The sequence below is a fragment of the Halosolutus gelatinilyticus genome (assembly GCF_023028105.1).
GTDB classification, from domain to species: Archaea; Halobacteriota; Halobacteria; order Halobacteriales; family Natrialbaceae; genus Halosolutus; species Halosolutus gelatinilyticus.
On the sequence record NZ_CP095491.1, the window covers coordinates 1,342,095 to 1,355,060 of the forward strand.

The window sequence follows — 12,966 nt, forward strand, 5'->3', positions numbered from 1 at the left end:
AGTCGGTCGCATGGAGACGACACAGCGCGACGGCCCGATCTGGTCGACGATCGTCGCGGTCGGCCTGGCGGTACTCGGCATCCTCGCGACCCAGTTCACGACGCTGCCGGCGTTTCTGGTCGACCCCGCGCTCTTCGAGTCGCCGACGAACGCATCGATCGGGGGGCGAACACTCCTGTTGATCCTCAACTTCCTCGGGTTCGTCCTCGCCGGCGGCGCCTACCTGGCTTGGACCGGTCGGGGCTGGTCGTACGTCGACCTTCGGTGGCCGACGAAACGGGGCTGGCTCTACGTCCTCGCGGGGATCGCGGGCAGCATCGCGTTCTACTTCCTCGCCAGCGTGCTCATCCAGATGCTCAGGCTCCCCACTGCGGACAGCCAGGTCCTCGATTACGTCGGGACCGATCAGACGATGATCCTGGTCATGATCGTCATCGTCTTTTTCTTCAACGCCCCCGCCGAGGAGTTCCTCTTCCGGAACGTCGTCCAGAAGCGCCTTTATGCAGCCTTTACGCGGCTCCAATCGGTCGCCATCGCGAGTCTGATCTTCGCGCTGATCCACTTTCCGACCTACGTCCTCTACGCCGAGTCGATCGTCGCGACCGGCGTCTCGCTCGCGATCGTCTTCGGCGGCGCGATCATCTTCGGTTACCTCTACGCGGAGACGGACAACCTCGTCGTCCCGATCGCCGCTCACGCCGCCTTCAACGCCTTCCAGTTCGGCCTGCTCTATATCGCAATCGAGTACAACCTCGACGGCGCCGAGCCCACCACCTCGCTGCTCGTCGATCTCGTCGCGTCGATGCCGCTGTAGTATCGCACTACTGCCACGTTTGGTTCGCGTTCGCACCGATTCGACCGCACTCGCGACCTCGACGTCCGTTCATTTATTATCTGGCGGCGGTGAGGAACCCGTATGTCTCAGGCGAAGGGCGACCGCCGCGAGCGGGAACTCGTCAACGCACTCGACGACGCCGGCTTCGCGGTGATGCGCGCCCCCGCGAGCGGCTCCGCGACCGAACGCGAACTCCCCGACGTACTCGCCGGCGACGGCGACGTCTTCTACGCGATCGAAGCTAAATCGAGCGCCGGCGATCCGATCTACCTCTCCGGCGAGGAGGTCGAGGCGCTGACCTACTTCGCCCGGAACTTCGGGGCGAAACCCCGAATCGGCGTCCGGTTCGATCGGGAGGACTGGTACTTCTTTCACCCCGCCGACCTCTACGTGACCGACGGCGGCAACTACCGCGTCAAGAAGGAAACCGCGATCGCCGACGGGACCGACTTTACCGAATTCGTCGGCGAGAGCGAGAAGGTCACGCTCGACGCGATCGACGAGGCCGACTCCGGCCCCGACGAGGACATTCTCCGCGTCCTGAACGCCGTCAAGCAGGGCGTAATGGACATCGACGAGGCCACCGAACTGCTCGAGTAGTCCGAATTTTCCGATCGGGACGTCCGTTGCAGGGTGTCGCGGCGAGGGAACAGGGTGATTCGGAGTCCGTACCGCGGCCGGAAACTCAAGAACAGTTTATATTCCCCAAGGTATTGACCTATCTCGATTAGAGCTCTGATTTTTATAATAGTCAACGTTCGTATATATATTGCGTCGAACGCGTCCGATCGACCGGTCAGCGGCGGGCCACGAATCCGGTCGACTCCCCGGGATCGACACTGCCCGGATCGCGTTGCGATCGGCGAGCCCGCGATCGGATTCGGGGCGAATCAGGACCGGCCGTCCGACGAACACCGGACTCCGATTCGGACGAACCGCCGGTTGTCGCTCGAATCGGTCGAAACCAGGAAATCGCGAGATCGTTCGGAGCGGCGAGAGACGGGACCGGCGGCGTTGCACCTCCGAACGCGGCGACGTCGCGCGACACGATGTCCGTCACGATCCGCTCTCGATTCCGGAGACGATCGCCGTAAATCAGGACCGATTGTATATCTATCAAATATCACATAGATAGCTAGAACTATTATATTTTCTGGGTGTTTTGTATCCGCAAGTGAAAACTTAATAGAAGTTTCTTCGTCGATCGCGTTCGGACTCAACCGGCGGTGCTCGGAGCGACCCGCATCGATCCGTCGGGAGCGCCGGCCAAACGCGATCGCGGCGCAACCGCCGGATCACCGCCCCCTATTACAACAGTACGTGTGTAAAAATCAGTGTTGGAGATCGAATCTCGCCGGATGTGGAACTGTTTCGGACGGGCCGACCAGCGGCTTGCTACGGCCGGCGTAGCGCTCGGGGTGGACGCGAAGTCGACCGCTCGCATCGGTACACGCGGAGACCGCGTTGGGTTCCCAGTCGCGCGTTTTTGACCCACGAATTGACACGTACCTGAGATACGTTCGAGTTTGTTTATCAGCAGCCCATAAGATAGTGTGGTTACATTTCACCCCCGTCATTGTGTGGTGGTTCTTTTGAGAAATCGTGAAATAAATAGGTGGCAGATAGAATAGGTTGTGGGAAAAGTGAAAATCATTCTACTGTATTCTCGAGCGCGATATCCGCCGTAGACGGCGTCTACCCGGCAAGTTTCGGTCGCGGCGATCGCCGAGTGAGATTGGGACGATCTCGGCGACGAACCGATCGAGACGAAAAGGAATCAGTCGAGACGGGTCCCGCGACGCGGCGGGTTCAGTTATCGCGCGGCGGGGCGGCGAGTTCGAACGTTCGGTCCGCGACGAAAAGGCGGAGGCTTCCGTCGTCGAGTCGGCCGTCGCGCGATCGATCGAAGAGGCCGAGCTCGTCCGGGCTGATCCGGAGGTCGACGGTCGCTCGCTCGCCGGGTTCGAGATCGACGCGCTCGAACGCCCACAGTTCGCGGACGGGGGTCACGACCGAGCTGAACTCGTCCCGGCCGAACGCCTGGACGACCTCGCTTCCGCGTCGATCACCCGCGTTAGCTACCGTGACGCGGACCGCGAGATCCTCGCCCGGACAGATCGCGTCCGCAGAGAGGTCGATCGACTCGTACTCGACGGTGGTGTAGCTGAGGCCGTGGCCGAATTCGAACAGCGGGTCGTACGACGACGGATGCTCGTCGGACCCGATCGGGCGCGGGTGCGGCAGGTGGTTGAAGTACGTCGGGAGCGACTCCGCCGATCGCGGGATCGAGATGGGGAGCCGCCCGCCGGGTTCGGACTCGCCGAACAGCGTCTCCGCGATCACCTCGCCGCCGACCCGGCCGGGGTAGTACGCCATGAGGATCGCCGGCACCGTCTCCGCCAGCCACTCGACGGCCAGCGGGCGGCCGGTGACCAGAACCGCGACGACTGGCGTCCCCGTCTCCGACACCGCCGTGACGAGATCGCGCTGCGCGTCTGGAAGCGAGAGTTCGTTCCGCGTCGGGAACTCGCCGGTCTCGCCGTCGGTCTCCGCGGACGGGCCGAACTCGTGGAGGTACCAGTCCTCGCCGAGGGCGACCACGGCGACGTCCGCCTCGGCCGCGCGCTCCGCGGCGGCGTCGATATCGACGGGCGCGTTGATCCCGCTTCCGGGTTCGTGGGTGACGGTCGTCTCGTCGTCGACGACGTCGGCGATCCCCTCGAGGATCGTCGTCCCCGGGACGCCGGCGTCCGCGTTGCAGCTCCATCCGCCGTTCTGGTGGACCATCTCGTCGGCGTTCGGTCCGGTCACGAACACCTCGTCGACGCCGTCGTCGAGCGGGAGCACGTCCCCGTCGTTTTGCAACAGGGTGAGCGACTTCCGGACGGCCTCGCGCGCGATGTCGAGGTGTGCGGGGGCACCCAGGACGTCCGCAGCGTCGGGGTCCGGGTACGGATCCTCGAAGAGCCCGAGCGCGAACTTCGCCCGCAACACTCGCTCGACACTATCGTCGATCGCCCGTTCGGACAGCTCGCCGCGGTCGACCAGTTCACGGACGTGCCGGGCGTGTTCGCCGCCGGCGACCGACCCGATGTCGAGACCTGCCTCCCGGGTCTGGCGCGCCGCCTCGATCGGCGTTCCCGCCGTGCGGTGTTCCTCGTGTAACTGGGTGATCCCGTTCCAGTCGGAGACGACGACCCCGTCGAAGCCCAGTTCCTCGCGGAGAAGCTCGGTCAGGAACCGCCGCGATCCGTGCGCCGGTTCGCCGTCGATCGAGTTGTAACACGGCATCACCGCGCCGGCGCCCGCGTCGAGCGCCGTTTCGAACGGCGGGAGGAGCGCGTTGCGAAGCGTGTGCGAGGAGACGTCGACCGGCGCGGCGTCCTCGCCGCGCGTGGGGACGCCGTAGGCCGGGAAGTGCTTCGCCGTCGCGAGCACCGAGGTCTCGTCGAGTTCGTCGCCCTGGTAGCCGCGGATCTCACCCGCGACCAGCGTACCGACGAGGAACGGGCTCTCGCCGTACGTCTCTCCGGTCCGGCCCCACCGCGGATCGCGCACGACGTCGCAGGTCGGACTGTAGTTCTGCGCGGCCCCGGTCGCGCGCATCTCCGCCGCCGTGATCCCGGCCGTGCGTTCGACGAGATCGGGACACCACGTCGCCGCCGCGCCGAGGTTGTTCGGAAAGACGGTCGACTCCTTGACGTACGCGTGACCGTGGATCGCGTCGGCGGCGAACAAGAGCGGGACGCCCAGTCGCGTCTCCTCGACGGCGTAGTTCTGCAACCGGCGCGCCGCGTCGACCGCGTCCGCGAGCGACTCGTTGGGCGACCCGCCCCAGCCGAAGGGGGCGACGGCGCCGATGTGGTACTCGTCGATCTCCTCGATGACGTCGTCGACTCCGTGGGGACCCTCGGCGAGCGTCCCGACGTAGGAGCCGGCCAGTTGGCCGATCTTCTCCGCGAGCGTCATCCGATCGAGCAGATCGGCGACGCGCGCTTCGATCGACAGCGACGGATCTAGGTACGGCTCGCTGTCCTCTAGGCTTGTCATGGATGTAGGTATCTGAAACGGCAGTTAATAAGTGTATCCCCGCCGATCCAACGGGTCGATTCCGGCGACGGCACCGGACGCCGTCGAGCGAATCGTCCCCGATCGGAGAGCGAACGCACGCGCGGTAACGATAACAGCGTACTGAAAAGTTATGATTTTCGAAAATTATATAATAGAGGGTACGTAACGTGGAGTAGCACCATGAGACGAGAGCACGTGTTACCTAGCAGCGCAGAGACATCACGGCGTCGACTCCTGCAGCTCACCGGCGCGGCCGGCGCGGCGGCGCTCGCGGGTTGTTCCGGCGGCGGCGACGACTCCGAGTCGACCAACGAGGAGATCACCGGCGACGAACCGATGACCGATCGGACGTTCACCGCGCCGACAACGGTCCTCCCCGGCGACATGCAGTGGAATGCAGCGAACCAGAGCAACTATCCGGACCGCCCTGGCTTCGTGATCTTCGACCGGCTGGTGTACTTCCGGGCGACGACCGGCGAGTTCGTCGAGGGGGCGCTCGCCGACTGGGAGGTCGGCGAGGACGCGGCGACGCTGACCCTCCAGGACGACCTGTCGTGGCACAACGGCGAAGACGCCACGGCGGCGGACCTCGAGCGAAAGCTGCACATCGCACTGTACGACAATCACCCGATCGGGAACTTCACGTCGGTCGAAGACGTCGCGGCCGTCGACGATACGACCGTCGAGGTCGGACTCGAGGCCGACGTCTCCGAGCCGGTCTTTCTCAACTCGATCCAGAGCATGGAACTGGATATGCCGGCCGAACAGTACCAGGACATCCTCGAGGAGTTCGAGGACGATCCCGAGGCGACGCCGCTCACCGATTTCGCGCCCGAGGAACCGATCGGCACGGGCCCGTTCGCGTACGAGAAGGCCGGCGAGCAGGAGCTGATCACCACGAGGTTCGAGGACTCCCACTGGGCCGACAACGTCAACTTCGCCGAGTACCGGTTCCTGTTCATCGACGGGAACGATCAGGCCTGGCAGGCGCTCCGCGGCGGATCGGTGGACGCCCTGCACAACATCTTCACGTCGCCGGACATCATCACGTCGTTCCCGGGGTCCGTCGTCGAGGTCCAACAGCCCGCCAACTGGGGGCTGTCGATCGCGTTCGACCACGATCACGAGCACTTCGGACAGCGCGAGGTTCGGAAGGCGATCGCCCACGCGATCGATCGCGAGATCATCGCGGAGAACTCGGCGAGCGGCGGCGACGCGAAGGCGCCCGTGAACAAGCCGACCGGCATCGTCGGGAACTTCGACGGCTCGGCCGACGACTGGCTCGACGATCCGGACGCCTTCGAGGACTACGCCGGGAAGAACACCGATCGAGCCGCCGAACTGCTCGAATCGGCCGGGTTCTCTCGCGAGGACGGCACCTGGGTCGACGAGGACGGTCAGACGCTCGCCTTCGAGTTCAAGGTGCCCGCCGCCTGGAACGAGTGGGTCGAGGCCGCGATCACGATCAACCAACACCTCCAGGATTTCGGCATCGAGACCAACCTCATCACCCGGGACGACGGCGTCTACTTCGGACAGGACCTCTACGGCGATCAGGGCTTCGACGCGGCCGGATTCTGGTGGTCCGACGGCTGGACGTACCCGTACCACACCCTCGAGTGGAACTTGAACAGCTGGGACGCACAGAACGTCTACAACTACCCCGGGTCGGTCGAGATCCCGCCGATCGGCGAGCCCGACGGCGAGCCCGAGACGATCGAGTTCGCCACAGAGTTCGAGGAGCTCGTCGGCATGGACCCCGAGGGAGACGAGACGCGACAGAGGATCAACGAACTGGCGTGGGCCTTCAACTACGACCTTCCGCAGCTGCCGATCCAGGAGAAGGTAGACCAGTGTTTCGTCTCGACCGAGAACTTCAAAGTCGTCGGCGACTCGGACCCGGACGCGTCGGTCCAGTACCCGACGACGTTCCTCCCGCGGATCGGGAAGCTCGTGGCGAAAGCGGAGTAGCGGGGACGAGTCTCACACATGCAACGATACTACATCGAACGCACGCTACAGGCGATCGTCACGGTGGTTTCGGTGATGAGCCTCGCCTTTTTTCTCATTCGGTTGATGCCCGGCAACCCCGCTGACGCCTATCGCGCGGAGCTCATTCAGAACAATCCTCAGCTGTCCCAGGCCGAGATCGACCACCGCGTCGAACGCAAACTCAACGTGATCCCGGACGCGCCGCTACACGAACAGTACGTGAACTACGTGACGGGGCTGCTTCGGGGCGACCTCGGCGAGTCGATCAACGAGGGCGTTCCGGTGTCCGAGATCATCGCGGAGGCGCTCCCCTGGACGATCTTCACGATGTCGATCGCGCTGTTGCTCTCCTTCGCGATCGGCATCTCGCTCGGCGCCCTGATGGCGTACAAGGAGGGGAGTTCCTTCGACAACGGATTCTCCGTGCTCTCGATCCTGTGCAACTCGATCCCGAACTACGTCGTCGGCATCCTGCTGATCTGGTTTCTCGGCCACCGGTTCGAACTGTTCCCCACCGGCGGACGGCACTCGACCGAGATGGACCGAACGGTGGAGCTACTGGCGCCGGTCGAGACCCTCGCGTTCCTCGGTGACGCGCTCTGGCACGCGGCGCTGTTGATCCTGTCGTACGCGATCGTCGCGGCCGGCGGGTGGGCCCTGCGAATGCGGGGCAACAGCATCCAGGTGCTCGGCGAGGACTACCTGCGGGTCGCGCGCCTCCGCGGGCTCTCGGAGCGGCGGATCGCGACGCGGTACGTGGGTCGAAACGCGGTGCTGCCGCTGTACACGGCGCTGCTGATCGCGATCGGCTTCGCGCTCGGCGGCAGCGTCATCCTCGAGCAGGTGTTCACGTACCCCGGCGTCGGCTACTACATGATCGAGGGGCTGGAGGCCCGCGACTACCCGCTCATGATGGGCGTCTTCCTCGTGATGACCGTCGCGGTCGTGATCGGCGTCTACGTCGCCGACCTCACGTACGGGCTGATCGATCCGCGGGCGCAGACGCGAGGGGGTGAGCACTGATGAGCGAGCGAACGGAACCGCTGCACGCGATCGACGGGAGCGACGCGTTCGAAGCCGTCTCCGACAGGACGCTGACCCGAAAGGAGCGATACCGGCGACTGTTCGATCGGTGGGTCCTCGCCCCCGGCCGGATCGTCTGGAGCGAGCGCCGCGCTCGCGTCGGCGCGGCGATCATCCTGCTGTACGTGGCCGTCGGTCTGCTCGGTCCGCGACTCTACACGGAACCGCGGACCAACCAGGGGCCGCGATCGCTCGCGCCGCTCGCGGAGGGGCTGGCCTACCCCCTCGGCACCGACAACCTCGGCCGCGACATCCTCGCTCAGCTGATCCACGCGACGCCGTCGATGCTGCAGATGATCATGGCCGGCGGCCTGTTCGTGACGGTCATGGGCGTCACCGTCGGCACGGTCTCGGGGTACGCCGGCGGCCGGACCGACCGGATCCTCTCGCTGCTCACGGACATCGTGATGACCATCCCGGGACTCCCGCTGATCGTCATCCTGGCCGCGCTGCTCGCGCCCCAGAACCCGATCGTGACGGGCCTCATCCTGACGGTCAACGTCTGGGCCGGCCTCGCCAGGGAGATCCGATCGCAGGTCCTCTCGATCAGCCGCCACTCCTACGTCGAGGCGTCCCAGGCGATGGGACTCTCGACGCCGGGGATCATCGTCAAAGACATCCTTCCAAACATCATGCCGTACGTACTGATCACGTTCGTTAACGCCGCGAGACAGGTCATCTTCGCATCGGTCGGACTGTACTTCCTGGGCGTGTTGCCCTACGACAGCGTCGTCAACTGGGGCGTCATGATCGATCAGTCGGTCAGCGGCGGCGCGATGCACGTCGTCTCGCTGGCCCACTGGCTGATCGCGCCGCTGGCGACGATCACGCTCCTGTCGTTCGGGCTGATCCTGTTCTCGCAGGGCACCGATCGAATGTTCAATCCGCGCGTCCGTGCCCGACACTCTTCGACGACCGATTCGGGCGACGAACCGACCGACGGAGACGTCGCGACGACCGGGGGTGGGATCCGATGAGCGGCCACTCCGGCGCCGCGGCCGCCGCGGCGACCGATCCGCGGTCCGATCACGTCCTCAGCTGTCGGGACCTCTCCGTCGAGTTCCACATGGATCGCGGGACGTCGACGGTTCTCAACGGGATGGACATCGACATCGAGCGCAACGAGATCATCGGCGTCGTCGGCGAATCCGGCTCCGGAAAGTCGATGTTCGCGTCCGCGCTGCTGGACGCCGTCGTCGAACCCGGCATCACGTCGGGGACGGTCACCTACCGGCCGTCGGACGGCGAGCCGATCGACGTCCTCGATCTCACGGACGATCGACTCCGACAGCTTCGCTGGGAGGAGATCTCGATGGTATTCCAGGGTGCCCTCTCGTCGTTCAACCCGACGCTGAAGATCCGCGGACACTTCGTGGAGACGCTCGAAGCGCACGGCTACGACGTTACGACGGGGATGGAACGCACCCGCGAACTCCTCTCGGACCTGTACCTCGATCCCGATCGGGTGCTCGGTTCGTACCCGCACGAACTCTCCGGCGGGATGAAACAGCGCGCGCTCATCGCGCTCTCGCTCGTCCTCGAACCGGAGGTGCTCGTCATGGACGAGCCGACCGCCGCGCTCGACCTGCTGATGCAGCGCTCGATCGTCAGCCTGCTGTCGGACCTCCGGGACAAGTACGACCTGACGATGGTGTTCATCACGCACGACCTGCCGCTGGTGACGAAACTCGCGGACCGCATCGGCGTCCTCTACGCGTTCGAACTCGCGGAGGTCGGCCGGACCAAGGAGATCCTCCGGTCCCCGAAACATCCCTACACGCGAGCGCTGCTGAACTCGACGCCCGACATCGAGTCGCCCCTCGAGGAGATGCGGCCGATCGAAGGCTCGGCGCCCGACCCCGTCAACGTTCCGTCGGGCTGTCCGTACCACGAGCGGTGCCCCCTGGCGACCGGCGACTGTGCGACGGTTAAGCCCGCGATGGAACCGGTCAGCGAGACCCACGACGTCGCCTGCCACCACTGGGATCGCGTCGACGACGAAATCGAACTGACCACGGAGGTGGGGCGATGAGCGCCGACGAGCCCGTCGTCTCGATGGAGGGCGTCGACGTCCACTTCGAGAAAGAGGGCGGCCTCAACCCCTTCGCGGACCCGCAGACGGTGCAGGCGGTCGACGGCGTCGACCTCGAGATCCCCGAGAACGACGTCGTCGCGATCGTCGGCGAGTCCGGCAGCGGAAAGACCACGCTGGGCAAGGCGGCCGTCGGCCTGCAGCGGCCGACCGGCGGCACCGTCAAATACCGGGAACAGGACGTCTGGAAGGCGAAAAAGCGGTTCTCGAAGCCGTCGATTCCGTACGACGACATCCGGCGATCGCTCCAGATCATCCACCAGGACCCCGGCTCGTCGCTGAACCCGCACCGGACCGTGGAGGCGTCGCTCGCCGAACCGCTGAAGAAGTACCAGACCGATCTCGGACCCGAGGACCGCGAGGCGCGGATCCTCGCGATGCTCGAGCGCGTCGGCATGACGCCGCCGCACGACTACGCCCGGCGGTACCCCCACCAGCTGTCCGGCGGCGAGAAACAGCGGGTCGCGCTGGTCCGAGCGCTACTGATGAACCCCGATCTCATCCTGGCCGACGAGGCCGTCAGCGCGCTCGACGTCTCGCTGCGCGTCGAGGTGATGGACCTCATGCTCGACTTACAAGAGCAGTTCGACACGTCCTTCCTCTTCATCTCGCACGACCTCTCGAACGCGCGCTACCTGGCCGAGCACGCCGGCGGTCGACTCGGCGTGATGTACCTCGGCGAACTCGTCGAACTCGGCACCGCGGAGGAGGTTCTTCGGAACCCGCAACACCCCTATACGAAGGTGTTGAAGTGGGCCACGCCATCGCTCAGCCCGGACGAGGGCGCGGCGGAACCGCCGGTCCGGGAGATCGACATCCCCGACCCGGTCGACCCGCCGTCGGGCTGTCGGTTCCACACGCGGTGTCCCTACGCGACCGAGCACTGCCGCGAGGCGACGCCCGATCGGCGCTCGATCGGCGCGGGCACGCACCGGGCGTCCTGCTTCCGCCTGGACGAGAGCAGCGACTACTGGCGCAGCGAGCCGCTCGAGGGCGCCAGCCTGGATGCGGACGAGTAGCGCGTCGATCGCCTTCGACGGTTTTTGCGATGCGTGTTCCGGCCGAGAGTCGGCGCGAGCGATCGCGATCTCGAGCAGCCGGCGTCAGCAACCGAGGTCGGTACTCGGGATGACGAGAGCGAGACGCCGAGAAGCGGTGAGACGCCGGACGACGACGCTGAATAAGAGGGTACTCCCACCGGCGATCGCGGCGCCGGCGATCGTCTCGAGTCGCCCTCAGGCTTCCTGGAACAGTCGGACGTAGTCGATCTCCATCCGCTGGGGGAAGGTCGTCGTCGCGTCGGGCGGGCCGGGCCACTCGCCGCCGACGGCGCAGTTGAGGAGCAGCCAGAACGGGCCGTCATCGAACACCCACTGGTGGCCCTGGCTCTCGACGTCCTCGCGAGTGACCGTGAAGAAGTGCTCGCCGTCGACGTACCACTTGATCACCCCGGGGTCCCACACCACGGAGAACACGTGGTAGTCGTCGGCGAAGACGCCGGTATCGAGGTGGTAGCCGCCGCCGATGGAGCCGCCGCCGGAGTAGCCGGGGCCGTGGACGGTGCCGTGGACCGCGTCAGGCTCGTTCCCGACCAGCTCCATGATGTCGATCTCGCCGTCGTCGGGCCAGGCCGTGTCGCCGGCCGGCAGCATCCAGTGGGCCGGCCACATCCCCTGATCCTGGACGAGTTTCGATCGGAAGTCGACGCGGCCGTACTGGAACTCCAGGTTGCCCTCGGTCACCAGCTTCCCGGAGGTGTAGTCGTACGTACCGTGTTCGTCGGAGACCTGCTCCTCGCGGATCTCGACGACCAGGTTGCTGTTCTCGACCCACCGGTTGTCGGCGCTGTAGTACTGCTCCTCGCCGTTCCCCCAGCCGGGGATGCCGTAGTCGTGGCCGTTGCCCTCCTGGTCCTCCCAGACGGTCGTGTCGAGCGAGTCGCCGTCGAAGTGGTCGGCGAAGAACTGGTTCCACGATCGGCCGTCGAGGTTCCCCGGGTCGTCGGGATACGTTTCGCCGCCGTCGTCGTCCGAGGCGCGCAACTCGAAGTAGTTGAGGTTCCAATCGCCGGTCTCCGCGTGGACGCAGACGGCGTGCTGGCCGGCGGTTAGGTCGACCGTGCCGGCGGAGACGGTCGTCCAGTTCTGCCAGTCGCCGGTTCCGCCGAAGCCGATCGGGCCGGTGACGTCGGTGCCGTCGATTTCGACCCGGAACTGACCCCCGCTCGCGGCGGAGGCGACCCGGAGCTCCAGGTCATAGGTGTCATCGCGCTGGACGTCGACAGTGTACTCCAGCCACTCGCCGGCCTCGATCCAGCCGACGTTGTACCCGCCTTCGGTCGCGGATTCGATGTCGACGTCGTCGTCGCGGTACGCGCCGCCGGCGTTCCCCGCGGTGGCGTCGTGATAGGCGATGCCTTCACCGCCGACGTCGTAGTCCTCGGCCTCGACGCGGCCGGGGACGGTCCAGGCCGATCCGCCGTAGGGCTGTTGACCGGACGAGCCGCCGCACGCCGCCGCGCTCGTGGCCGAACTCGCGAGGCCAACGCCGGACGCGGCGACCGCTGCCGCCCCCATAAATCGCCTTCGCAGTACGTTCTCTCCGCTCGATTCGTCTGTTGTCCGTTCCGATTGCTGCTTGTCTGTCATCGTCTCTCGATCGTTGGATCCGCTGGTGGCTCTTCGCGTGCCACGTCGTCGCGTCTCCGGACGAACCGTCGGTCCGGGCTACGCGTCACCGGCTTCTGCTACCGAATGGCACGATCAACACATCATCATCCATGATATTAAGTCTCAGCATCTGAAACGAATGTTATGTAAACCGAGACTCACGTCTCACGATCCGCGTCGAACGCGTGTCGCTCGAACGCCTCGACCGCTGCGTCGACGATCGG

General features: G+C 65.6%; 9 protein-coding genes. 7 read left to right on the forward strand and 2 right to left on the reverse strand.

The window, feature by feature from the left end; translation table 11 throughout:
- Positions 1–10 precede the first annotated feature (10 nt).
- Positions 11–814 carry a CPBP family intramembrane glutamic endopeptidase gene (locus tag MUH00_RS06765; RefSeq protein ID WP_247003283.1) on the forward strand — a complete coding sequence of 268 codons (804 nt, stop codon included), beginning with the start codon at positions 11–13 and terminating at the stop codon, positions 812–814.
- Positions 815–916: 102 nt separating this feature from the next.
- Positions 917–1,435 (forward strand): Holliday junction resolvase Hjc, encoded by a 519-nt coding sequence (hjc, locus tag MUH00_RS06770; protein ID WP_247003285.1) that lies wholly within the window; start codon positions 917–919, stop codon positions 1,433–1,435.
- A 1,209-nt stretch (positions 1,436–2,644) separates the two neighbouring features.
- Here the strand turns inward: hjc and MUH00_RS06775 are convergent.
- Positions 2,645–4,885 carry a glycoside hydrolase family 3 N-terminal domain-containing protein gene (locus MUH00_RS06775; protein WP_247003287.1) on the reverse strand — a complete coding sequence of 747 codons (2,241 nt, stop codon included), beginning with the start codon at positions 4,883–4,885 and terminating at the stop codon, positions 2,645–2,647.
- A 201-nt stretch (positions 4,886–5,086) separates the two neighbouring features.
- On the opposite strand from MUH00_RS06775, the gene MUH00_RS06780 reads away from it, so the two are divergent.
- The 5 genes from MUH00_RS06780 to MUH00_RS22970 are packed head-to-tail and all read left to right on the forward strand — an operon-like array spanning position 5,087 to position 11,092.
- A complete protein-coding gene (locus MUH00_RS06780; protein ID WP_247003289.1) occupies positions 5,087–6,877 on the forward strand; it encodes an ABC transporter substrate-binding protein in 1,791 nt (596 codons plus the stop codon).
- Positions 6,878–6,895: 18 nt separating this feature from the next.
- A complete protein-coding gene (locus MUH00_RS06785) occupies positions 6,896–7,921 on the forward strand; it encodes an ABC transporter permease (RefSeq protein ID WP_247003291.1) in 1,026 nt (341 codons plus the stop codon).
- Positions 7,921–8,958: an ABC transporter permease gene (locus MUH00_RS06790; RefSeq protein ID WP_247003293.1), complete on the forward strand. Its 1,038-nt coding sequence runs from the start codon at positions 7,921–7,923 to the stop codon at positions 8,956–8,958. Before MUH00_RS06785 ends, MUH00_RS06790 begins: the two co-directional genes overlap by 1 nt.
- Complete coding sequence (locus MUH00_RS22965) at positions 8,955–10,013, forward strand: ABC transporter ATP-binding protein (protein ID WP_321576092.1); 1,059 nt, start codon at positions 8,955–8,957, stop codon at positions 10,011–10,013. Before MUH00_RS06790 ends, MUH00_RS22965 begins: the two co-directional genes overlap by 4 nt.
- Positions 10,010–11,092: an oligopeptide/dipeptide ABC transporter ATP-binding protein gene (locus MUH00_RS22970; RefSeq protein ID WP_321576093.1), complete on the forward strand. Its 1,083-nt coding sequence runs from the start codon at positions 10,010–10,012 to the stop codon at positions 11,090–11,092. The genes MUH00_RS22965 and MUH00_RS22970 overlap by 4 nt, the downstream gene beginning before the upstream one ends.
- Positions 11,093–11,308: 216 nt before the next feature.
- Here the strand turns inward: MUH00_RS22970 and MUH00_RS06800 are convergent, their stop codons facing one another.
- Positions 11,309–12,721: a family 16 glycosylhydrolase gene (locus tag MUH00_RS06800; protein ID WP_247003295.1), complete on the reverse strand. Its 1,413-nt coding sequence runs from the start codon at positions 12,719–12,721 to the stop codon at positions 11,309–11,311.
- Positions 12,722–12,966 lie beyond the last annotated feature (245 nt).

Bases quoted from the DNA above. Each gene is read 5' to 3' on its own strand.
- MUH00_RS06780 (WP_247003289.1), top strand. From the start codon at position 5,087: ATGAGACGAGAGCACGTGTTACCTAGCAGCGCAGAGACATCACGGCGT.
- hjc (WP_247003285.1), top strand. From the start codon at position 917: ATGTCTCAGGCGAAGGGCGACCGCCGCGAGCGGGAACTCGTCAACGCA.
- MUH00_RS22965 (WP_321576092.1), top strand. From the start codon at position 8,955: ATGAGCGGCCACTCCGGCGCCGCGGCCGCCGCGGCGACCGATCCGCGG.
- MUH00_RS06785 (WP_247003291.1), top strand. From the start codon at position 6,896: ATGCAACGATACTACATCGAACGCACGCTACAGGCGATCGTCACGGTG.
- MUH00_RS06765 (WP_247003283.1), top strand. From the start codon at position 11: ATGGAGACGACACAGCGCGACGGCCCGATCTGGTCGACGATCGTCGCG.
- MUH00_RS06790 (WP_247003293.1), top strand. From the start codon at position 7,921: ATGAGCGAGCGAACGGAACCGCTGCACGCGATCGACGGGAGCGACGCG.
- MUH00_RS22970 (WP_321576093.1), top strand. From the start codon at position 10,010: ATGAGCGCCGACGAGCCCGTCGTCTCGATGGAGGGCGTCGACGTCCAC.
- MUH00_RS06800 (WP_247003295.1), bottom strand. From the start codon at position 12,721: ATGACAGACAAGCAGCAATCGGAACGGACAACAGACGAATCGAGCGGA.
- MUH00_RS06775 (WP_247003287.1), bottom strand. From the start codon at position 4,885: ATGACAAGCCTAGAGGACAGCGAGCCGTACCTAGATCCGTCGCTGTCG.